The sequence below is a fragment of the Phenylobacterium sp. genome, assembly GCF_035569475.1.
Lineage (GTDB): Bacteria > Pseudomonadota > Alphaproteobacteria > Caulobacterales > Caulobacteraceae > Phenylobacterium.
On sequence record NZ_DATMNA010000100.1, the window covers coordinates 40,937 to 61,648 of the forward strand.

Here is a 20,712-nt window from a genome sequence, read left to right on the forward strand (position 1 = left end):
GGACGAACGCGATGAAGCTGAGCACGATCCTCCCGGAGCAGCCGCCGCGCTGGGCGGACGCCATTCTCGACTGGCCGGGGACATGGCTGATCACCCGCCTCGCTTTGACCTCGCTGTTCCTGATCGCCGTCGTGATCGAGCTCGGGGATTTCGCAGGCGCCGTGGCGATCCAGGCGCATTTCGGGTTGCATCCCGCTGCGCTGTGGGCAGGCGTCGTCATCGCCGTCCAACTCGCCGGCTCGCTCATCATCCTGTCGGGACGCTACGTGTGGCTCGGGGCCGGGATGCTGGCCAGCCTGACCGGCGCCACGGAGATCGTCGCTCACCGATTCTGGGAACTCAGCGGCCCGGCGGAGTTCGCCGCCCGTAACGAGTTCTTCGAACATCTCGGCCTGATCGCGGGGCTGGTGCTGGTCACCGCCACGGCGCGGGCGCGCCGCCAGGCGGCCGGCGCCCCCTATACCAAAGTCGGTCTTGACGCGGCGGGCAGCGCCGAGGCACGGCGTGTCTCCGAAGCGCCGACCGAGCGATCGGGATCCGCCGCTTCGCCAAACCACCCAGGACGCGAGTCTTCGACGTGAGGATCCCAATGCCCGCCACGCCTCCGACGCTGCGCGCGATCGGTCTGGGGACCGCCTTGGCCGCCGCCATCCTGGGGACGATGCTCGCGTCCGGCGGGCATGCCCGCGCCGCCCAGTTCGACACCATCTTCGGACCCCGCACCAACCCGACCGCCCGCGACGCCACGCAGCCGCTGACCACGCCGCTCGAATACCGCAGCCAGAACGGGGAGCTGAACGTCACCCTGGAAGCGCGCGAGACGCAGGTCCGGCTCGGCAAGGACCTGATCAACGGCGCCACCTACAACGGCGTCTACGGCGGCCCGGTGCTGCGGGTGAAGCCCGGCGACACCCTGCACGTCAAGCTGGTCAACCACCTGCCGCAGGCCACGAACATGCATTTCCACGGCCTGGCGGTCTCCCCGCTGGGCCATGGCGACAACGCCATGCACATGGTCGCCGCCGGCGAGACCTGGGACTACGTCATCCCGATCCCGAAGGACCACCCGCCGGGGGTCTACTGGTACCACACCCACGCCCACAGCTTCGCGGAGCGCCAGTTGATGGGCGGGCTCAGCGGCACCCTGGTGATCGAAGGCTTCCAGGACGAGGTGCCTGCGACCAAGCCGCTTAAGGAGCGGCTGTTCGCGCTGAAGGAGTTCTCGCCCGACCGCAAGGGCGACCTCAACCGCGTCCCCAAACCCTTCAACCGCGACATCAAGACCATCAACGGGCAGTTGATGCCCAGGGTCGATATCCAGCCCGGCGAGACGCAGCTCTGGCGCTTCAGCGACCAGACCGCGGACACCTATTTCCGCCTGCGGCTCGAGGGGCACCAGTTCACCGTCGTCGGCCGCGACGCCCAGCCGGTCGCTCAGCCCGAACGCGTCGCCGAACTGATGATCGGACCGAGCCAGCGCGCCGACGTGCTGGTCACGGCGGGCGCGGCCGGCGCCTACAAGCTGATCTCGGAGACCACCTCCACCGGCCCGGTAGGGGACATCTTCCCGGCCCAGAACATGGCCCTGATGGTGTCCGCGCGCGATCCGGCGCAGCCGGCCCCCGCGCCCCTCGGCCCCTTGGAGGTCGCGCAGGTCGCGAAGACGCCCATTCCGGCGGACCACATCGACGCCCAGCGGGTCATCATCTTCTCGGAAGACCCGGTCACCGGCCTGTTCTTCATCAACCACGCGACCTTCGACCACACGCGGGTCGACCTGAAGGTGCCGCTCGGCTCGGTCGAGGAATGGACGATCCGCAACGCGTCGGCGGAGCTGCACACCTTCCACATCCACCAGGTCAAGTTCCAGGTGGTCAGCCTCAACGGCAGGCCGCTTCCGTTCGAAGGGCTGGTCGACACCGTCAATGTGCCGATCCACGGCGAGGTGAAGATCCGCATCCCCTTCACCGATCCGAAGATCGTCGGCCGCTTCATGTACCACTGCCACATCCTCGAGCATGAGGACAAAGGCATGATGGCCCAGATCGAGGTCTATGACCCCAAGGTCGGGCCGATGCCCGACGGCGACATGGACATGGACATGGCCGGAATTGACCACGGGCGCGCAGGCGCCGGGCGGCCCTCACCGGCCGCCGTAACAGACATCCCGGCCCCGGCCACCGAAAAGGAGGGCGGACATGTTCCGCGGTAGTAAACGGCCGCTGCGTCTGAAGTGCGTCCTGGCCGCGGCGGTGTTCGCCGCCCTGGCGGCCGCCCCCGCCGCGATGGCGCAGTCCGGGGCCATCATCGAGCAGGCCCGCGCCACCGGCGAGACCGCCTCCGGGCCGCCGAGCCAGTCGGACGTCGGGGCCTTCCCGAAGATCGGGTTCGAGACCATCGCGACCGTGGAATACGGCGGGACCACCGCCGACAGCGGTTCCGGCCGCCACGCGGACACCAAGCTGTGGCTCGACTCGACCTTCCTCCTTCAGCTCAACGACGACCTGTCCATCGACGGCCTGTTCCAATTCAAGCCCCGGCAGCCGATTTCGGCGAGCAATCCGAACAACCAGCTCTTCATCAATCAGGCTCCGGGGCGCCGCGAAGGCGGGAAGATGAAGGAGCTCTACGTCCGCTACGGAGACTACCGGATCGGCAAGTTCGTCCAGGACTTCGGCCGGGCCTATGCCCTGCTGCCCGGCCTGCAAGCGCAGGACCTGGTCGCCGAGTCCGACCAGGGATACGAACCCACGGAGATGATGGGCGTCGAAAAAATCCACGTCTTCCGGGACGAGGACGGCGGATGGCGCCAGCTCTCCGTCTCGGCCTTCATGGTCGACTACACCTTCCTGCACGAGAGTTTCCCCTACAACGAGGGCTTCATCCGCTACAAGACGGGCGGCGTCGGCAACACGCGCTGGCCCGAGAACTTCATGGTGACCTGGGACGTGCTCAACAAGCCCGTCGGGAACTGGGGGCGCCTGAACTACCAGGCGGGCGTCATCCGGTGGGGCAAGACCTACGGCACGCAGCGCGGCGAGGTGTGGACGACCCTGGGCGCCGACCTCAGCATCCCGGTCCGCGGCTCGGTCGAGGACACCCTGCGCGGGCGCTACAGCCAGCTTCGCTTCTACGTCGAAGCCGCGCGGCGCGACAACTTCGAGGGCGTGGCCGGCCGGGCGAGGGACTTCCTGAGCGCCTCGGCCGAGTACATGGACGGGCCCTGGATCATGGACCTGTCCACCACCCAGCGCTGGACGACCGACCGCCTCAATCCCCTGCAGAAAGACGAGATATACGCGGCCAGCGTCGGCTATGCCCTGCCGTCGCGAACCGTCGTCGGCTTCACCACGGCGCAGGAAACGGTGGCCGGCCGCTCCGGCGCCTACTTCGGCATGCGGCTGACCCAGACCCTCACCACCTGCAGCATGTGCCTGGCCAGGGCCTCGTACTACTGACGGCGTCGCGTGGCTCGCCGAGGCGGCGCGCAGAGGCGCCGCCCCGGTTTCTCGGCGCTACTGGTGGTAGCTGAGCCGCAGGTAGAAGAACCGCCCGGGCGCGTCATAGACGTTCGGGTCGTAGTTGTTGAGGCTGCAGGTCAGGCAGGCCGGCGGGTCCTTGTCGAAGAGGTTGTTGCCGCCCGCGGCGATGGTGAAGGCCTTGCCCCAGTAGTCGGGGGTCCAGCGCACCTGGGCGTCGAAGTAGGCCAGGGCCGGGAACCGGTTCGGCGCCCCTGACTCCGTCACCGACGAGATGTAGCGGACGGTTCCGGTCGCGCCCCACTGCCCGCGCATCCAGTCGACCGACAGGTTGGACTTGGCCCTGGGGTAGGCCTGATCGGGACTGCCCCGTTCGGTGCCTTCGCGATGGACCTCCGTCAGGCCGGAGGACGTCGGCTGCAGCTCGGTGAAGTTCAGCAGGAAGGTCGTGTACCAGTGGGCGCTGAACTGGCCGAAGTCCCAGGCCGGAGACGTCCAGACCAGGTTCAGGTCGATGGCGCGCGTCTTGATGCCGCCGATGTTGATCAGCGGATTGGTGATCGCCGACACCGTGCCGGACGCGGTGCGGGTGATCGTCGCGCAGGAGAGCGCGTCGCCGGTGTTGGCGCACCGGTCCAGCAGGGTCTGGCCGTTCAGCGCCTGGATGGCGTTGTCGAGGGTGATGTCCGAATAGGCGACCTCCATCGAGCCGCCGCTCGACCAGGCGGTGTCGCGCAAGGCCTTGGGCTGCCACACCAGGCTGGCGTCCCAACTCTTGCTGGTCTCGGGCTTCAGGTGGACGTTGCCGCTGGTGATGACCGGCAACTGGGAGTTCAACTGGCTATAGGACCCGCTGGCGGGAACGCCGTGGGCGATGCAGTTGGCCCGCACCGTCGCGCTCACCCCGCTGGTCAGGAAGCCTGAACAGGGGTCGTTGATCACCTCGTCGAAGCGCGAGGCGCTGCCGTAGAGTTCGCCGATCGACGGCGCCCGGAAGCCCTGGCCCCAGGACCCCCGCAGCAGCACCTCGTCCACCGGCCGCCAGTTCAGCCCCGCCTTGTAGGTGGCGTCGCTGCCCGAGGTCGAATAGTGGAACCAGCGCCCGGCGACGGACCCGTCCAGGCGGTTGAACCCGGGCATGTCGCGCAGCAGGGGGATCCGCAGCTCGCCATAGGCCTCGTTGACCGAGATCGAGCCCCGCGCCGGCTGGGCCGGGATGTCGGCCGAGAGCCCCTCGGCCACGATGGCGTCGGGCTGGAAGTAGCCGCTGGTCTCCCGGCGTTCGAGGCCCGCGGCGAAGGCCAGGGGGCCGGCGGGCAGGTCGAAGACGTCGCCGGTCAGGTTGGCGCTGTAGTCGTGCAGTTCCTGCTGGGAGGAGTCCTGCTGGGTGAAGCCGATGAAGGCCAGCATGGCCGGCGTGATCGTGCCCGCGCCGCCGAACAGGTTGAGCGGCACGCAGGATCCGGTGCAGCCAGCGAGCGGCCCCAGCGCCTGCTGCACCCGCGCGGCGTTGACGTTGCCGGTGAAGGTCTGCTCGGCGTGGTTGCGCGACCAGACGGCGTTGGCGTCCCAGTGCCAGGTGCGGTCGGCGACCTTGAAATCACCCTCCAGCGTGCCGGTGACGTTGAAGGTGTTGACCGTCTGCTCGTAGTGCCGCGGGCCGTTCTCCACCAGGCGGCGGCCGACGAACGAATAGGTGCCCGGCTGCAGGGTGAAGCCGAACGGATTGTAGGGGTTGGTCCTGTCGATCGAGACGGTGTCCAGCAGGTTGCCGTTGCCGGCGTCCGGCCCGACGAACAGAGGCAGGGGCGCAGCCTGGTTGGCGGACTTGCGCTCCACATAGCTCGCCCGCACCCGCAGCCGGATGTCGTCCGTCAGGTCCTGCGTCACGGAGGCGAAGGCGCTGACCCGCTCCAGCGGCGTCAGGATGTAGTTGTAGGGTTGGAAGTCGAACCGGTCCGCCGTGGTGAAGGGCTTGAAGCTGCCGCTCGCCCCGGTGGGGTCGGCGGGGTTGTAGACCGCGCGCTGGCCCGGCTGGAGAGCCTGGCGAAGCGTCGCGTCGATGTCCTGGCCGGTGTTGGGGTCGGTGATGATGAACCGGCCCAACGGAGTCGCCGAACTGCAGCCGCCTGCCAGGCAGGAGGTGGCGTAGGGCCGCGGGAAGCGCGAGATGGCGCGATCGGCCGAGAACACCGGCTCCTGGCGGAAATAGCCGCCGCCCAGCACCGCGTGGGTGTGCTCCTGATTGACGCCCCAGGAGACGTTGTAGTCCTGGCTGTAGCCGTCGCCCTGCCCGAAGCCGCCCACCTGGGCCGAGGCATGCATGCCGTCCTGATGTTCCTTGGTGATGATGTTCACCACACCGGCGATGGCGTCGGAGCCGTAGATCGGCGAGGCGCCCTCCTGCAGCACCTCCATCCGGCTGATCATCTCGGTCGGGATGGTGTTGAGGTCGACCGCGCCGGGAACGCCGGAGGCCGACGCGCCGGACACCCAGCGCAGGCCGTCCACCAGCACCAGCACCCGCCGCGAACTCAGGTACCTCAGGTCGATCTCCGCGGAGCCCGCGCCCACGCCGCCGCCGTCGGGCGGGTTTCCGAGGTTGCCGGAGTTGTTGAACTTGCCGTTGAGGCCTCCGCCCGCGGACGGAATGCGCTGCAGGACGTCGACGGTCGAGGTCAGGCCCGTATTGGCGACCGTCTGCTGGTCGATCTGGATCACCGGCTGGTCCTGGTCGAGCGGGCTGGTTCGAATTCGCGAGCCGGTGACCACGATCTCCGAGACATCCTTGTCCCCGGCCGCCGTGCTCCGCACGGTCTGGGCATTGGCGAGGCTAGCGCCCGTCGCCATGAGCACAGCCACAGATGCGCCCATCAAATAAGACTTCATTGGGTCCTCCCTCCCAAGTGATTCTCACTCGACTGTACGTTGCGTCGGCGGGGAAGACCTACCGGATACCCATTATTCGAAAGCTGGCCGAGACGCTGACCTGAAAAATGGTCGCCGGGAGCAGCCACCTACCGGCGCGTGGCCCGTCGATGCAGAAGAGAACGCGCGGCCTAGCCGACGGTGTTCGTCAGCACACTGACGAATCGATTCGCGAATAAGGGCGAGGCTCAGGAGCGAGCCCGGCGCGTCAGGACTTCCGGCTGGCGGCTAGCCGAATCCCGGGGCGCTCGCCGCGCCGCGGATTGGAGTCCGTGGCCAGCAGCCGGAGCTGGGCGAACAGGGCGACGATGTTCATCGGCACTGCGATGACGAACGGATAGCGCCATCCCCAGCTCAGGAAATCCGCCGGCGTCAGGACGAGAGAGAGGACGGCGAACAGAGCGCCCGCCAGGCCGAGCGCGAGCAGGGCGGCCAGGGCGGAGACCACGGCGGCGGCGCGAGGCTCCGCGACGGCGCCGTCGCCCTTTCCGACTCCGCCCGCCGCGACGCCCTGCACCAGCCGGCAACAGGCGAGCATCCCGAGCACCGCCGCCGTCCCGAAGGCCGAACGGTCGGGCAGGAAGGCGATCGCCGCCGTCGACGCGCCGAGAACGAATTGCGCGGCGGTCAGCCGCACGCCGCGCCCGTGCCGATGGTCGACCTGCGTCGCCAGCCAGGCTCCGAGCGGGCGGACCGCGAGCGCCAGGCCGCAGAAGGCCAGGCCGCAGAGCACCGCGATATTGAGGTCGAGGCTGGGGAAGAGGGTTTGCGGAAAGACCAGCACGGCTGCGATTGCAAAGGCGAAGGCGTCGAAGAACACCGGCAGGCGGCCCAGGACCAGGGCGGGCGCCAACGCGCCAAGCCCGAGCGAGCGAGGCTCCGCATGCAGTCTCCGCGCCTCCAGCTCGAGGCGCAGCGACGACGGCCAAGTGTTCACGTGGCTCATGGTTTCCATTTCCCTCGACCTGTTGGCCGCGCCGCCATTTTCTGGCGATCTCCAGGGCGAGCATGATCCACTCACGCGGCCGCGCAACTGCAAACTGCTGCGCCGCTGGGGCCCAGTTCGCCCCTTGCCTTGGACAATCCGTCCAATGTCCCGGCCCCGGGCCGAGGGTGTATCGCGCCGCAAAATAGCCAGTGGCTGCGGTTGGACGGACCGAAACGTGAGATTTTTCAAAGCAGCCCTGATCGCACCCCTGCTGGCTGGCCTCGCGGGCTGCCACATGACCGTGATGGATCCGGCCGGCGATGTTGCAACGCAGCAGCGCGACCTCATCCTGCTTTCGACGGCGCTGATGCTGCTGATCGTCGTGCCGGTGATCGCCGCGACCCTGTTCTTCGCCTGGAAGTACCGGGCCTCCAACACCCGGGCGAAATACGATCCGGAGTGGCACCACTCGACCCGGCTCGAAGTGCTGGTCTGGGCCGCGCCGATGGCCATCATCTTCGTGCTGGGGACGGTGGCGTGGATCAGCAGCCACACGCTCGACCCCTATCGCCAGCTCGACCGCCTCGCGCCCCACCGGCCGGTTCCGGCCGGGGTGAAGCCGCTCGAGGTCCAGGTGGTGGCGCTCGATTGGAAGTGGCTGTTCATCTATCCGGAGCTCGGGGTGGCGTCGGTGAACGAGATGGCGGCCCCGGTCGACCGGCCCATCGAGTTCCAGATCACCGCCACCTCGGTGATGAACTCCTTCTACGTGCCGGCCCTCGCCGGACAGGTCTACGCCATGCCCGGCATGCAGACCCAGATGCACGCCGTGATCAATCGGGCGGGCGTCTATGACGGGATTTCGGCCAACTACAGCGGCGCCGGCTTCTCCGACATGCGCTTCAAGTTCAAGGGCATGGCGCAGGGCGATTTCGATCGGTGGGTGGCCGCCCTTCGCGCCGACCCGGCCCGGCTGACGCGCGCCGACTACCTGCAACTGGCGCAGCCGAGCACCGACCAACCCGTCCGTCACTACGCCAGCGTCGAGCCCGGGCTGTTCGCCGCGATCGTCAACCGCTGCGTCGAGCCCGGCCAGGCCTGCATGGACCAGATGCCGGGCATGACCCGCGCCGACGCGGGCCAGATGGCCATGCCCAGCTCCGAGCCCGTCGGCGGCGCCGCGCCTCACCATGCCGCGATGACGGCTCCCGTCGGAGGCGAATGAAGATGGAATCGATGCAGACCCTCCCCGCGTCCAGCCGCCCCGGCCTCGCCAAGCTGATCTTCGGCCGCCTGACCTGGGACGCGCTGCCGCTGCATGTGCCGATCCTGATTGGAACCTTCGCCGTGGTCGCCGTTATCGGCATAGCGGTCCTGGCCCTGATCACCCGCTACAAGCTCTGGGGCTATCTCTGGCGCGAGTGGTTCACCAGCGTCGACCACAAGAAGATCGGGATCATGTACATGATCCTCGGTGTGGTGATGCTCCTGCGGGGCTTCGCCGACGCCCTGATGATGCGCGCCCAGCAGGTGATGGCGTTCGGGCACTCCCACGGCTACCTGCCGCCGGAACACTACGACCAGATCTTCACCGCCCACGGCGTGATCATGATCTTCTTCGTGGCCATGCCGCTGGTCACCGGCCTGATGAACTTCGTCGTGCCCTTGCAGATCGGCGCGCGCGACGTGGCCTTCCCCTTCCTCAACAACTTCAGCTTCTGGATGACGGTGGGCGGCGCGGTCACCGTGATGATGTCGCTGTTCGTGGGCGAATTCGCCCGCACCGGCTGGCTCGCCTATCCACCCCTGTCGGACCTGGCCTACAGCCCCGATGTCGGCGTCGACTACTACATATGGTCGCTGCAGATCGCGGGGGTCGGGACCCTGCTGTCGGGGGTCAACCTGATCGCCACCATCGTCAAGATGCGCGCGCCCGGGATGAGCCTGATGCAGATGCCGGTGTTCACCTGGACGGCGCTCTGCACCAACGCCCTGATCGTGGCGAGCTTCCCCGTGCTGACCGCCGCGCTCGCCCTGCTCTCCGCCGATCGCTACCTCGGCATGCACTTCTTCACGAACGACCTCGGGGGCAACCCGATGATGTACGTGAACCTGATCTGGATCTGGGGCCACCCGGAAGTCTACATCCTGATCCTGCCCTGCTTCGGCGTCTTCTCCGAAGTCGTCTCGACCTTCAGCGGCAAGCGCCTCTTCGGCTACGCCTCGATGGTCTACGCCACCATTGCGATCACGGTGGCCTCGTACCTGGTGTGGCTGCACCACTTCTTCACGATGGGCTCGGGCGGCGACGTCAACGGCTTCTTCGGGATCACCACCATGATCATCTCGATCCCGACGGGGGCGAAGATCTTCAACTGGCTCTTCACGATGTTCCGCGGCCGGGTCCGCTTCGAGACGCCGATGCTCTGGACCGTGGGCTTCATGGTCACCTTCGTCATCGGCGGCATGACCGGCGTGCTGCTGGCCGTTCCGCCGGCCGACTTCGTCCTGCACAACAGCCTGTTCCTGGTCGCCCACTTCCACAACGTGATCATCGGCGGCGTCGTGTTCGGGGCGTTCGCGGGGATCAACTACTGGTTCCCCAAGGCCTTCGGCTTCAAGCTCGACCCGTTCTGGGGGAAGACGTCCTTCTGGTGCTGGCTGGTGGGCTTCTGGGTCGCCTTCACGCCGCTCTACGTGCTTGGACTGATGGGCGTGACCCGCAGGGTCAGCCACTTCGACGATCCCAGCCTGCGCATCTGGTTCATCATCGCCGCGCTCGGCGCCGTCCTGATCCTGTGCGGCATCGTCGCCTTCCTGATCCAGATCGCGGTCAGCGTGATGCGCCGCGAAGAGCTGGCCGACGCCACCGGCGATCCGTGGGACGCCCGCACGCTGGAGTGGTCCACAGCCTCGCCGCCGCCGGCCTACAACTTCGCCTTCACGCCGGTGGTGCATTCGCACGACGCCTGGTGGGACATGAAGTCCCGCGGCTACCGGAGGCCGGTGGACGGCTTCCTGCCGATCCACATGCCGCGGAACACGGGCGCGGGCGTTATCCTCGCCGGCATCAGCGTCGCCGTCGGCTTCGGCCTGATCTGGCAGATGTGGTGGCTGGCGGTCGTGGGCATGATCGCCCTGCTGGCCGTCGCCATCGGCCACAGCTTCAACGAAGAGCGCGACGAGACGGTCCCGGTCGCGACCGTGATCCGCACCGAGGGCGCGCGCACTGAACTCCTGAGGAACGTGGCATGACCGCCGCATCGCAAATCCGGCTCGTAGGCGGCCGGGACGGGCCCGAGTTCCACCTCGCCGAGGCGCATCATCCGGAGAACGGGACCCTGCTCGGGTTCTGGATCTACCTGATGAGCGACTGCCTGATCTTCGCGTCGCTCTTCGCGACCTACGGCGTGCTGGGCCGCAGCTACGCCGGCGGCCCGACCGGGGCCCAGATCTTCGAACTGCCCATGGTGGCGGTGAACACCGCGATGCTGCTGTTCTCCTCGATCACCTACGGCATGGCGATGATCGGCGCCCAGGGCGGCAGCGTGCGCCGGACGCTGGGCTGGCTGGCGCTCACGGGCCTGTTCGGATGCGGCTTCCTGGGCCTGGAGCTCACCGAATTCACCCACCTGATCGGCGAGGGCGACGGGCCGCAGCGCAGCGCCTTCCTGTCGAGTTTCTTCACCCTGGTGGGGACGCACGGCCTGCACGTGACGTTCGGCGTGATCTGGCTCGTCACCCTGATGACCCAGGTGGCCCGGCGCGGCCTCACCGAGACCAACCGGCGGCGGCTCATGTGCCTGAGCCTGTTCTGGCACTTCCTCGACGTGATCTGGATCGGGGTCTTCTCCTTCGTCTACCTGCTCGGAGTGATGTGATGAGCGCGACCGGTCACGCCGACCATGGGGGCCACGACGGCCATGGCGGCTCGGAGCACGGCGCGAGCCACGCGAGCCGAAAGGACTACGTCGTGGGCTTCCTGCTCGCGGCGGCGCTGACGGCGCTGCCCTTCTGGCTGGTCATGGCCCATCCGCTCGGCGCAGGCGCCGCGACGGCGGCGGCGGTCATGGGGCTCGCCGTGGTCCAGATCGTCGTCCACATGGTCTACTTCCTGCACATGAACAGCCGCTCGGAGGGCGGCTGGACCATGCTCGCCCTGCTGTTCACCCTGCTGCTGGTGGCGATCGTGCTGAGCGGCTCGCTGTGGGTGATGCACCACCTGAACGTCAACATGATGCCCATGTCGCCGCTGGATGCGCGGCAGATGCCGTGACGATGAGCCGCCGGCGGGCCGCGGCGGTCCTGGCCGGCGTCCTGCTGGTCCTCGTCTTCACGGGCCTCGGCGTCTGGCAGCTTCAGCGGCGGGCCTGGAAACTCGACCTCATCGCGCGCGTCGACGCGCGCGTGCACGCCGCGCCGACCGCGCCGCCGGGGCCCGCCGCCTGGGGTCGAATCTCGAGGAAAGGCGATGAGTACCGCCGCATCCGCGTCGGCGGCGTCTTCGAAAACGACAGGGAGACCCTCGTCCAGGCGGTGACCCAAGCCGGCCCGGGCTTCTGGGTCATGACCCCGCTTCGCACCGACCAGGGCTATGTCGTCCTGGTCAACCGCGGCTTCGTCCCGCAAGAGCAGAGCCGCCAGGCTTCGCGCCTCGCGGGCCTTCCGGCGGGAGAGTCCGCCGTGACGGGTCTGCTGCGGATGACCGAGCCGCACGGCGGCTTCCTGCGCGCCAACCAGCCGGCGCAAGGGCGCTGGTATTCGCGCGACGTGACCGAAATCGCCCGCGCCCGCGGCCTTTCCCAGGTCGCCCCCTATTTCATTGACGCCGACGCCACCCCAAATCCCGGTGGGTGGCCGCGCGGAGGCCTGACCGTCGTGCATTTCCGCAACGCCCACCTGGCCTATGCGCTCACCTGGTTCGGCCTGGCCGGGCTGACGGTTTTGTGGGGCGCGTGGCCATTCATCGAAGCGGCGCGGGCGCGCCGCCGGCCGCCGGGAGCACGCTTCGACCTATTCCATGGCCATCCGAGCTGACGATCCCGCCGGCCTCGCGGCCGGGCAAGACCCGCTCGCGGCAGACACCGCGCGCCGCAACCTGCTCCTGCTCGCGCAACTCCGCTGGATCGCGGTGGCGGGCCAGGTGGCGACGATCGGGATCGTCGAGTGGGGCATGCGGGTCCGCCTTCCGCTGGAGCCCATGGGCCTCATCCTGGCGGCCCTGGTGGCCGGCAACCTCCTCACCCTGATGCGCCTGCGCCTGCCCAAGCCGGTCACTCACGGGGAGCTCTTCCGCGTCCTCACCTTCGACGCCCTGACGCTCACCGCGCTGCTCTACCTGAGCGGCGGCGCGACCAACCCCTTCACCTTGCTCTACCTCCTGCAGGTCATCCTGGGGGCGGTGCTGCTGGAGACCCGGGCGGTCTGGGCGCTGATCGCGGTCACCTTCCTCTGCTTCCTGGGCCTGACCGTGGCCCATCGCCCCCTGGCGCTTCCGGCGGACAGTCCAGGCCTCTTCACGCTCTACGTCCGCGGCGCGCTGGTGGGCTTTGTGCTGAACGCAGTGCTCCTGGCCACCTTCATCAGCCGCATCAACGCCAACCTCCGACTGCGTGACGAGCGCCTCGCCGCCCTGCGCCAGCGGGCCGCGGAGGAGGACCACATCGTGCGGATGGGCCTTCTCGCCTCCGGAGCCGCCCATGAGCTCGGCACGCCCCTGGCCACGCTGGACGTCATCCTGGGCGACTGGCGGCGCATGCCCCGGCTGGCCAGGGACCCGGAGCTCCTGCAGGAGATCGAGGAGATGCGCTCCGAGGTGGCGCGCTGCAAGACCATCGTCACCGGCGTGCTCGTTTCGGCCGGCGAGGCCCGCGGCGAGACCGCCGGCGTCTCGGGCCTGAAGGCCTATCTGGCGAACCTCTTCGACGAGTGGAAGGCCCGCCGCGCGCCCTCCGTCGCCATCTACGACGACGGCCTGCCCTCCGATCCGATGATCGTCGCCGACTCCGCGCTCAAGCAGGCGCTCCACAACCTGCTCGACAACGCCTTCGAGGCCTCTCCAGAAGCGGTGTGGATGCGCGCGCGCCTGGAGGGCGACGAACTTGCCCTGCGCATCCAGGACGCGGGCCCAGGCTTCACCCGGCAGATGCTGGCCGAGATCGGCACGCCCTACCACTCCACCAAGGGTCGCCTGGGCGGCGGCCTAGGGCTCTTCCTGGTGGTCAATGTGGTGCGCAAGCTGGGCGGGCGCGTGGAGGCGCGCAACCGTGACACCGGCGGCGCCGAGGTGACGATCACCCTTCCGCTCAGCACCCTGGCCATCGAGGCCGCGGCATGAGCGCGCCGCGCCGCCTGATCATCGTGGAGGACGACGCGAAGTTCGCCTCCGCCCTGCAACGCTCGTTCGAGCGCAAGGGCTACGAGGTGCGGCGCGCCGCCCATCTCGCCGAAATGCTCGAACTGCTCGACGAGGTCCGCCCCGGCTACGCCGTCGTCGACCTGAAACTTGCCGGCGAGTCGGGCCTGGCCTGCGTCGTGGCCTTGCACGCGCACGACCCGTCCATGCTGATCGTCGTGCTGACCGGCTTCGCCAGCATCGCCACGGCGGTGGAAGCCATCAAGCTCGGCGCCTGCCACTACCTCGCCAAGCCTTCCAACAGCGACGACATCGAGGCCGCGTTCGCCAAGGGCTCGGGCGACCCGAGCGCCCCGATCAGTCCGCGCCCGACCTCCATCAAGACGCTGGAGTGGGAGCGGATTCACGAGGCGCTCGTCGAGGCCGATTTCAACATCTCCGAGACGGCCCGCCGCCTCGGGATGCATCGCCGAACCCTGGCCCGAAAGCTCGAGAAGCGGCCGCTGAAGTAGGGCCGGGCCGACTAGAAGCCGCCGATCTTGTAGCGAAGGCCGACCGTGATCGCCGAGGTGTCGTAGGTCCCTCTGACCGCGTTTGCGCCCGCGCCGATCCGGATGTCGTTCACGCCGAGGTAGCGGTAGGCCAGGTCGCCGGTCAGGCGGTCATTGAACGGGTGGCTCACGCCGACCTTGAACTGGTAGGCGAAGCGGGTGTCGTTCCCGTGCGGAGCGATCGTCCCGCCCGAGGTCCTGACCTGGGCTACGCCCACGCCGGCGCCCACATAGGGCTGCCAGGCCGTACCGGGCAGGAAGTCATAGTAGCCGTTCAGGAGGGCGCCGGTGGTCTGGATGTCGGCCGAACCGCTCTTGCCCTTGCCGTCGAGGTAGAGCGCCTCGCCTTCCGCGCGGAAGCCGGTCCCGAGGCTGCGGCCCACGCCGACGTCGACGGCCCAGCCCCCGTCGCTGCGCGCGCCGCTGTTCCCGTCGATGCGGCTCGAGAAGGTCCCGCCGACATCTCCGCGCACGTACCATTGAGGATCGATCGTCTGGGCGGACGCCGCGGTTGCGGAAAGGGCGGCGACCGCGGCCGCCGTGATCAAAAGGGTTTTCATTACGATACTCCCGCCCGTCCATCGGGCCTGGACCGCCAGATCGGCGGTCCCGCCGCCGGGCGCTGTCAGGCGCGTTCGGGGACTTTCACGAAAGTGCGAAAATGCAACGCCGCTTCCGCTTTCGGGCCCCGGCGCCTTGCCCCGGGCCACCTACAGCCCAACTAGGCCTCAAGCCTTGTAGGATGCTCAGATGTCGGTGGCGCTCGCACTCAACCTGCCCAGGACGGCCGCCCGTCCGTTCGCCAGCCTGGAAAGCGTCGGCGACGTCGTCACCTTGAAGACCGGCGCCGCCTGGCTCCGGCACCAGCAGCTCGGCCCGTTCGCCTTCACCTACAGCGGCGAGCATCCCATGGTGCTCTTCCTGTTCAACCTCGACCGAGACGCGACCGTGAGCCGGGACTGCACGCGCGGCTCCTTCGTGCTGCTGCTTCCGGGCATGTCGGCGTCATTCGAGCCGACCGGTCCCATGGAGGTCCTGGCGGTCGGCTATGACGATCCTACCGTCGCTTCGGAACGGGCCGTCGCGACGGGCGAAGCCGCCAGGGGCCTGACGGACGCCGGAATCCGCGCGCTCGCCCACGAGATCCGCCGGGTCCTCCTGCATGAGGGAGAGAGCGCGGCGGAGTACCTTGAGAGCCTGGCCCACAGCTTCCTCATCCGCGCGTCGCGGGCCACGCGCCTGGCGACGCCTCCGCCGCGGCGCGAAACCATATCGCCGTTCAGCCTGCGCCGGATCGCCGACCACATCGAGAGCCGGCTGTCCGAGCGCATCACGGTGGTCGAACTGGCGGCGATCGCGGGCCTGAGCCGGGCGCACTTCAGCCGCGCGTTCGTGAATGCGACCGGCGAGTCGCCGCACAACTTCATCCGGTCCCGCCGCCTGACCCTCGTCCGCCGCCGGCTCGACGAGGGCGCCGAAGACCTCGCGCTGCTGGCCGTCCAGGCCGGGTTCTCAAGCCATTCGCACATGACCACCGCCTTCCGGCAGGCGTTCGGCGTCACGCCGCGGGAACACCGGGAGAGCCTGGCGCCGCAGACAGGCCTGCCGCGGCCTCTGGCGGTGGGCGGCTAGCCGCCAAGGAATTCGCGAAACAGATTTTCGCACAATTGTGAAAGTCGCCGCGCCCCACTGACAGCCCGGCGCGCTGAAACGCATCACCTCTCCCGCCAGACACACCGTCTGTTGGAGATGAGCCATGGGCAGGCCGAGCCAGCTCCCGAGCCGCCGGGCGGGTTTCTCCGGCGCGGTCCTCGCCGCGGTCGCGCTGGCGGTTCTTCTGGCGGCCTGTTCGCCGCGGCCGGCGCTGTTCGCCGACACCCATCCGGGGGACGCCGCGACGCCGCCGCGGATCCAGGCGCTCCAGGGCGACATCCTGGTGATCGACGGACGGCATGTCCGTCTCGCGGACATGGCCGCGCCGCAGCCGGCGCCCGACGCGCGCTGCATCGCCGAGGCGCTCGCGGCGCGGCAGGCCCGCCTGCGGCTTCAGCAACTGGCCCTGGGCGTCCGCCAGGTGGAGATCTTGCCCACGGGCGCGCACGATTCCGACAATCGCGTCGAAGCCCACGTCCGGTTCGACGGCCAGGACCCCGGCGACGTGCTGATCGAGGAGGGCCTCGCGGTGACCCAGCACGGCGCGCACTTCGACTGGTGCGGCCCGGTCTCGGAGGCGCTGCCCCAGGGGCGGCACATCACAATGCTCTCGCTATCGGGGTCCTAGCCAAGCCAAGACGGCCGGTGACGGCCGAATCCATGACGTCGGGCTGCGCGCCAAAGCGCGGCTGTTGATTGCGCCGGGTCGCGTTCCTACGTGACCGCGCCGGAGGTTCTCGTAATGGTCTACCCGTCCCTCGCCGCCGCCCTCGCGGTGCTGCTCTCGCTCACGGCGGCCGGAGCCCGCGCCCAGGATCCGCCGCCGGCGGCGTCCAACACGCTCAACATCGCGGTCTCCGGGGTGAACTCCGCGAAGGGCCATGTGCGGGTCGACATTTGCCATGCCGAGGAGTTCCTGAAAGACTGTCGCTACGGCGGCGCGGCGCCCTCTGAGCCGGGCGTCACCGTGGTCACGGTCACCGACCTGCCGCCGGGGGTCTATGCGGTGCAGGCCTATCAGGACAAGAATGACAACCACACGGTCGACCGGGATTTCCTTGGGCTGCCGACCGAGGGGGTCGGCTTCTCCAATGACGCCCCGATCCGCATGCAGCCGCCCACCTTCGGCTCCGCGGCGTTCAGCTACGCCGGCGGCCAGCAGACCATCGCCCTGCGGCTCCGCCACTTCGCCGGCTAGCCGCTCGGCGCGAGGCTCCCGATGAGGGCGACGCCCATTCGCACGGCGGTCAAGGCCGGCGCGGATCATCCCTGGTTGACCCTAGTGAGCGTCCTGGCCTTGTGCGCGGCGGCCCTGTGGTTCGTCGTCGGCCACTTCGACATGACCAGCGACACCGCCAAGCTGATCTCGGACAAGGTCGATTGGCGCCGGCGCGAGATCGCCATGGACGCCGCCTTCCCGCAGAACGGCGACACCACCGTGGTGGTGCTCGACGCCGCCACGCCGGAACTGGCCGAGTCCGCCGCGGCGGGCCTGGCGGCGCGGCTCGCCCCGGACACCGCGCGGTTCAAGAGCGTGCGGCGGCCGGACGGCGGCCCCTTCTTCGCGCGCGAGGGCCTGCTCTTCCTCCCCACCGACGAGGTGCGCGCCGCCACCGACCAGCTCGTCTCCGCCCAGCCCTTCCTCGGGCCGTTGGCGGCCGATCCGAGCCTGCGCGGCGTCATGGGCGCGGTGGGAACGCTGGCGGACGGGGTCAGCCAGGGCCAGGCCTCCCTGGCCTCGGTGGACAAGCCCCTGGCCGCCCTCGCCGACACCCTGACCACCGTGGCGGCGGGCAAGCCCGCCTTCTTCTCCTGGCAGAAGCTGATCGCCGGCGGCGGCAAGCTGGCCGCGCCGACGCGGCGATTCATCGTCATCCAGCCCAAGCTGGACTACGGCGACCTGACCCCCGGAACCGGCGCGAGCGAAGCGATCCGCGCGGCCGCCAAGGCCCTGGCGCTCGACCCGGCCCATGGGGTCCGCGTGCGGCTGACCGGGTCGGTGCCGCTTTCGGACGAGGAGTTCGAATCCCTGGCGGACCGCGCCTGGCTGGTCACCGGCGCCATGGGCCTGGCGGTATTGGTGATGCTCTGGCTGGCGGTGAGGTCCTTCCGGCTGGTGGGCGCGATCCTGGTGACGACCCTCGCCGGGCTGCTGCTGACCACCGCCGCAGGCCTGCTGACCGTCGGGCGCTTCAACCTGATCTCAGTGGCCTTCATTCCGCTGTTCGTGGGGCTCGGGGTCGATTTCGGCATCCAGTTCAGCGTGCGGTTCCGCGCCGAGCGGTCGGCGACGAAGGACCTGAACGCGGCCCTGACCGCCGCGGCGACCGGCATCGGCGGCTCCCTGACCCTGGCCGCCGTGGCGATCACCCTGGGCTTCCTGGCCTTCCTGCCCACCCAGTATGTGGGCGTCTCGGAGCTGGGCATCATCGCCGGGGTCGGCATGGTGATCGGCCTGCTCCTGAACCTGACCTTGCTGCCGGCGCTGATCCGCCTCTTACAGCCGTCCCCGCAAGGCGAGGCGCCAGGCTCGCCCCGGCTCGCCGCCCTCGACCGGTTCCTGATCGAGCGCCGCCGGCTGGTCCTTTGGGCTTTCGCCGGCTCGACCCTGGTCAGCGTGGCCCTGCTGCCCTTCGTCCGTTTCGACTTCAACCCGATGCACCTGCGCAATGTGCACGGCGAGGCGATGTCGACGCTGGGCGACATCATCAAGGACCCGACCCAGTCCCCGAACACCATCGACGTGCTGGCGCCGTCGCTGGCGGGCGCGGACCGATTGGCCGACCGGCTCGGCAAGCTGCCCGAGGTGGCCCAGACGATCACCCTTTCGAGCCTCGTTCCCGACGACCAGCCCGCCAAGCTGGCGGCGATCTCCGACGCCCAACTGCTGCTCGACCCGACACTGAACCCCTTCCAGACCCAGCCCGCGCCCAGCGACGCCGAGATCGTGGCGGCGCTTCGGGCCACGGCCGGCAAGCTGCGCGCCGCAGCCGGGACGGGCGCCGCGGCGGGCGGCGCGGACGCCGTGCGCCTGGCCGTCGCGCTGGACGCGCTCGCCGGCGGGGCCCCGTCCCTGCGCCTACGGGCGACCGGGGCTCTGATCCCGCCGCTCAACACCCTGCTGGACGAACTGCGCGCCCTTCTGACCGCCGAGCCGGTGACCCTCCAGAACCTGCCGCCCGACATGGTGCGCGACTGGATGACGCCCGACGGCCGCGCCCGTATCCAGGTCTCGCCGAAAGGCGATTCCAACGACAACGGCGTCCTGAAGGCCTTCTCGAAGGCGGTCCGCGCCGTGGCCCCCGACGCCTCGGGCCCTCCGATCTCGATCCAGGAGGCGGGCAGGACGGTGAGCTGGGCCTTCATCGAGGCGGGCCTGCTCTCGCTCGTGGCGATCACCGGCCTCCTGTTGCTCGTCCTGCGCAGCCTGCGCGAAGTGGCCTTCACCCTGGCCCCGATCGTGCTGGCGGGCTTCCTCACCCTGGGAACCTGCGTGGTGATCGGCCAGCCGATCAACTTCGCCAACGTCATCGCCTTCCCGCTGCTGTTCGGGGTGGGCGTGGCCTTCCACATCTATTTTGTCATGGCCTGGCGGGCGGGCGCGACCAATCTGCTGCAGTCGAGCCTGGCGCGCGGGGTGTTCTTCAGCGCCATGACCACCGGCACGGCGTTCGGCAGCCTGATGCTCTCCAGTCATCCCGGCACGGCCAGCATGGGCAAGATCCTGATGATCTCGCTGATCTGGACCCTGGTAGCGGCGCTGATCTTCGAGCCGGCCCTGCTGGGGCCGCCGCCAGAAGAGCCCGAAGCCTAGGCTCCCGAGGCCGGCCTGTCCGGGCGGCCCAGCAGCTTGCGCCCCTCCCTCGCCTGCCAGATCAGCAGCGTCGGCACGCCCACCACCAGGTCACGGGCGCGGCGCAGCAGCGAGACGGCCAAGAGGTCGCTGGGCTGCAGGCCGAACAGGGGCGCCAGCAGCACATAGGCGCCTTCCTGGACGCCGAGCCCGCCGGGCAGGATGAACGCCACGCCGCGCGCGGCGTACATCAGGCTTTCCACCGCCAGCACCGCCCACAGCGGTGCGTGGGCGTCCATGAACTGAAGCGCGATCCAGGACCCCACGCCGCTGCCGACCCAGCCCAGGCTGTGCAGCGCCAGGGCCGCCAGCACGCGGAGGGGCCGGCGGTAGATGGCGTCCAGCGACGCGCGCACCGCGTCGGCCCGGCTGATCGAGTCCGGCCACCAGCGCTCGGCCAGCACGCCCAGCCACGACACGCCTCGCCCCTGCACCACCCCGAAGGCGCAGGCGGCGAAGACCAGGAATCCCAGGGCGCCCACGATCGGCCAGACGAAGGGCGCGGCGTCGGGCCCGCCGCGAAGCTGGGAGGCCAGCAGCGCCACGCCCAGCAGGGTGTAGAGGACCTGGGCCACCAGCTCCGCGGTGACGTCGGCGATGGTCGAGGCGGCGACCACGTCCTCTGCGATGCCCTCCGACCGGGCCACGCGGGCGCCCAGCAGGAAGCCGCTGACCTGGGCGAACGGCAGGATGTCCGAGCCCGCCTCGCGAAGCAGCCTCGCCCAGGTCAGGATCCCGAACCCCCGGGCCCCCAGGCCGGGCGCCACGGCGAACCAGGCGCCGCCGAGGACCAGGATGACCAGGGGCCAATAGACTGTGTAGGCGGCGAAGCCCGCGACCCCCGCGCGCTCGATCGCCGCCAGCACGGCGTGGTAGCCGACCAGGGCGACGATGAGCGTGAGGAGCGCGAGGCCGCCGATCAGCGCGGCGAAAACCCCGCCTCGGGTGACCTTGTTCACGACGCC

At 69.3% G+C, this 20,712-nt stretch carries 18 protein-coding genes; 14 read left to right on the top strand and 4 right to left on the bottom strand.

Annotated elements, in window-relative coordinates:
• Positions 1-11 precede the first annotated feature (11 nt).
• Genes VNW53_RS16315 through VNW53_RS16325 form a run of 3 tightly spaced genes read left to right on the top strand, consistent with a single transcriptional unit; the run spans position 12 to position 3,458 of the window.
• Positions 12-581, top strand: a complete 570-nt coding sequence (locus VNW53_RS16315) for a DoxX family protein (RefSeq protein WP_325556868.1) — start codon at positions 12-14, stop codon at positions 579-581.
• An 8-nt stretch (positions 582-589) separates the two neighbouring features.
• Positions 590-2,212 carry a multicopper oxidase family protein gene (locus VNW53_RS16320; RefSeq protein WP_325556869.1) on the top strand — a complete coding sequence of 541 codons (1,623 nt, stop codon included), beginning with the start codon at positions 590-592 and terminating at the stop codon, positions 2,210-2,212.
• Positions 2,199-3,458, top strand: coding sequence for a hypothetical protein (locus tag VNW53_RS16325; RefSeq protein ID WP_325556870.1), 1,260 nt, complete (start codon positions 2,199-2,201; stop codon positions 3,456-3,458). The genes VNW53_RS16320 and VNW53_RS16325 overlap by 14 nt, the downstream gene beginning before the upstream one ends.
• Before the next feature lie 57 nt (positions 3,459-3,515).
• Here VNW53_RS16325 and VNW53_RS16330 read toward each other — a convergent pair whose 3' ends face one another.
• Both VNW53_RS16330 and VNW53_RS16335 read right to left on the bottom strand, forming a co-directional pair.
• Positions 3,516-6,368 carry a TonB-dependent receptor domain-containing protein gene (locus tag VNW53_RS16330; RefSeq protein ID WP_325556871.1) on the bottom strand — a complete coding sequence of 951 codons (2,853 nt, stop codon included), beginning with the start codon at positions 6,366-6,368 and terminating at the stop codon, positions 3,516-3,518.
• A gap of 247 nt (positions 6,369-6,615) precedes the next feature.
• Positions 6,616-7,353 carry a hypothetical protein gene (locus tag VNW53_RS16335; RefSeq protein ID WP_325556872.1) on the bottom strand — a complete coding sequence of 246 codons (738 nt, stop codon included), beginning with the start codon at positions 7,351-7,353 and terminating at the stop codon, positions 6,616-6,618.
• A gap of 217 nt (positions 7,354-7,570) precedes the next feature.
• Between VNW53_RS16335 and cyoA the strand changes: the two genes are divergently transcribed.
• From cyoA to VNW53_RS16370, 7 genes are read left to right on the top strand one after another with little or no spacing between them, the layout of a single operon-like run.
• Positions 7,571-8,560, top strand: a complete 990-nt coding sequence (gene cyoA / locus VNW53_RS16340; RefSeq protein WP_325556873.1) for a ubiquinol oxidase subunit II — start codon at positions 7,571-7,573, stop codon at positions 8,558-8,560.
• An 11-nt stretch (positions 8,561-8,571) separates the two neighbouring features.
• Positions 8,572-10,590 carry a cytochrome o ubiquinol oxidase subunit I gene (gene cyoB / locus VNW53_RS16345; RefSeq protein WP_325556875.1) on the top strand — a complete coding sequence of 673 codons (2,019 nt, stop codon included), beginning with the start codon at positions 8,572-8,574 and terminating at the stop codon, positions 10,588-10,590.
• A complete protein-coding gene (cyoC, locus tag VNW53_RS16350) occupies positions 10,587-11,216 on the top strand; it encodes a cytochrome o ubiquinol oxidase subunit III (protein WP_325556876.1) in 630 nt (209 codons plus the stop codon). The genes cyoB and cyoC overlap by 4 nt, the downstream gene beginning before the upstream one ends.
• The gene (cyoD, locus tag VNW53_RS16355; RefSeq protein WP_325556877.1) at positions 11,216-11,611 is read left to right on the top strand and encodes a cytochrome o ubiquinol oxidase subunit IV; all 396 of its coding nucleotides are present in this window, start codon (positions 11,216-11,218) and stop codon (positions 11,609-11,611) included. The genes cyoC and cyoD overlap by 1 nt, the downstream gene beginning before the upstream one ends.
• Before the next feature lie 2 nt (positions 11,612-11,613).
• The gene (locus tag VNW53_RS16360) at positions 11,614-12,372 is read left to right on the top strand and encodes an SURF1 family protein (RefSeq protein WP_325556878.1); all 759 of its coding nucleotides are present in this window, start codon (positions 11,614-11,616) and stop codon (positions 12,370-12,372) included.
• Positions 12,356-13,672: an ATP-binding protein gene (locus VNW53_RS16365; protein WP_325556879.1), complete on the top strand. Its 1,317-nt coding sequence runs from the start codon at positions 12,356-12,358 to the stop codon at positions 13,670-13,672. Before VNW53_RS16360 ends, VNW53_RS16365 begins: the two co-directional genes overlap by 17 nt.
• Complete coding sequence (locus tag VNW53_RS16370) at positions 13,669-14,202, top strand: response regulator transcription factor (protein WP_325556880.1); 534 nt, start codon at positions 13,669-13,671, stop codon at positions 14,200-14,202. Before VNW53_RS16365 ends, VNW53_RS16370 begins: the two co-directional genes overlap by 4 nt.
• An 11-nt stretch (positions 14,203-14,213) precedes the next feature.
• Here the strand turns inward: VNW53_RS16370 and VNW53_RS16375 are convergent, their stop codons facing one another.
• On the bottom strand, positions 14,214-14,801 hold the full coding sequence (locus tag VNW53_RS16375) for an outer membrane protein (RefSeq protein ID WP_325556882.1): 588 nt from the start codon (positions 14,799-14,801) through the stop codon (positions 14,214-14,216).
• Between the two features lie 190 nt (positions 14,802-14,991).
• Here VNW53_RS16375 and VNW53_RS16380 point away from each other — a divergent pair, with 190 nt between their 5' ends.
• The 4 genes from VNW53_RS16380 to VNW53_RS16395 all read left to right on the top strand — a co-directional run bounded on the left by VNW53_RS16380 (position 14,992) and on the right by VNW53_RS16395 (position 19,708).
• Positions 14,992-15,873: an AraC family transcriptional regulator gene (locus tag VNW53_RS16380; RefSeq protein ID WP_325556883.1), complete on the top strand. Its 882-nt coding sequence runs from the start codon at positions 14,992-14,994 to the stop codon at positions 15,871-15,873.
• A gap of 124 nt (positions 15,874-15,997) precedes the next feature.
• Entirely contained in the window at positions 15,998-16,522 is a 525-nt protein-coding gene (locus VNW53_RS16385) for a nuclease (RefSeq protein WP_325556884.1), read from the top strand.
• Between the two features lie 114 nt (positions 16,523-16,636).
• Positions 16,637-17,092 (top strand): DUF2141 domain-containing protein, encoded by a 456-nt coding sequence (locus VNW53_RS16390; RefSeq protein ID WP_325556885.1) that lies wholly within the window; start codon positions 16,637-16,639, stop codon positions 17,090-17,092.
• Between the two features lie 21 nt (positions 17,093-17,113).
• Entirely contained in the window at positions 17,114-19,708 is a 2,595-nt protein-coding gene (locus VNW53_RS16395) for an MMPL family transporter (protein WP_325556886.1), read from the top strand.
• On the opposite strand, the gene VNW53_RS16400 is transcribed toward VNW53_RS16395, so the two are convergent.
• Positions 19,705-20,706: a lysylphosphatidylglycerol synthase domain-containing protein gene (locus VNW53_RS16400; RefSeq protein WP_325556887.1), complete on the bottom strand. Its 1,002-nt coding sequence runs from the start codon at positions 20,704-20,706 to the stop codon at positions 19,705-19,707. The genes VNW53_RS16395 and VNW53_RS16400 overlap by 4 nt on opposite strands.
• Positions 20,707-20,712 lie beyond the last annotated feature (6 nt).

What these genes read in the sequence shown, in the direction of transcription:
- cyoD (WP_325556877.1), top strand. Translation starts at nt 11,216, where the DNA reads ATGAGCGCGACCGGTCACGCCGACCATGGGGGCCACGACGGCCATGGC.
- VNW53_RS16385 (WP_325556884.1), top strand. Translation starts at nt 15,998, where the DNA reads ATGGGCAGGCCGAGCCAGCTCCCGAGCCGCCGGGCGGGTTTCTCCGGC.
- VNW53_RS16370 (WP_325556880.1), top strand. Translation starts at nt 13,669, where the DNA reads ATGAGCGCGCCGCGCCGCCTGATCATCGTGGAGGACGACGCGAAGTTC.
- cyoB (WP_325556875.1), top strand. Translation starts at nt 8,572, where the DNA reads ATGCAGACCCTCCCCGCGTCCAGCCGCCCCGGCCTCGCCAAGCTGATC.
- VNW53_RS16360 (WP_325556878.1), top strand. Translation starts at nt 11,614, where the DNA reads ATGAGCCGCCGGCGGGCCGCGGCGGTCCTGGCCGGCGTCCTGCTGGTC.
- VNW53_RS16375 (WP_325556882.1), bottom strand. Translation starts at nt 14,801, where the DNA reads ATGAAAACCCTTTTGATCACGGCGGCCGCGGTCGCCGCCCTTTCCGCA.
- VNW53_RS16320 (WP_325556869.1), top strand. Translation starts at nt 590, where the DNA reads ATGCCCGCCACGCCTCCGACGCTGCGCGCGATCGGTCTGGGGACCGCC.
- VNW53_RS16395 (WP_325556886.1), top strand. Translation starts at nt 17,114, where the DNA reads ATGAGGGCGACGCCCATTCGCACGGCGGTCAAGGCCGGCGCGGATCAT.
- VNW53_RS16380 (WP_325556883.1), top strand. Translation starts at nt 14,992, where the DNA reads ATGTCGGTGGCGCTCGCACTCAACCTGCCCAGGACGGCCGCCCGTCCG.
- VNW53_RS16390 (WP_325556885.1), top strand. Translation starts at nt 16,637, where the DNA reads ATGGTCTACCCGTCCCTCGCCGCCGCCCTCGCGGTGCTGCTCTCGCTC.
- cyoC (WP_325556876.1), top strand. Translation starts at nt 10,587, where the DNA reads ATGACCGCCGCATCGCAAATCCGGCTCGTAGGCGGCCGGGACGGGCCC.
- VNW53_RS16365 (WP_325556879.1), top strand. Translation starts at nt 12,356, where the DNA reads ATGGCCATCCGAGCTGACGATCCCGCCGGCCTCGCGGCCGGGCAAGAC.
- VNW53_RS16315 (WP_325556868.1), top strand. Translation starts at nt 12, where the DNA reads ATGAAGCTGAGCACGATCCTCCCGGAGCAGCCGCCGCGCTGGGCGGAC.
- VNW53_RS16335 (WP_325556872.1), bottom strand. Translation starts at nt 7,353, where the DNA reads ATGAGCCACGTGAACACTTGGCCGTCGTCGCTGCGCCTCGAGCTGGAG.
- VNW53_RS16325 (WP_325556870.1), top strand. Translation starts at nt 2,199, where the DNA reads ATGTTCCGCGGTAGTAAACGGCCGCTGCGTCTGAAGTGCGTCCTGGCC.
- VNW53_RS16330 (WP_325556871.1), bottom strand. Translation starts at nt 6,368, where the DNA reads ATGAAGTCTTATTTGATGGGCGCATCTGTGGCTGTGCTCATGGCGACG.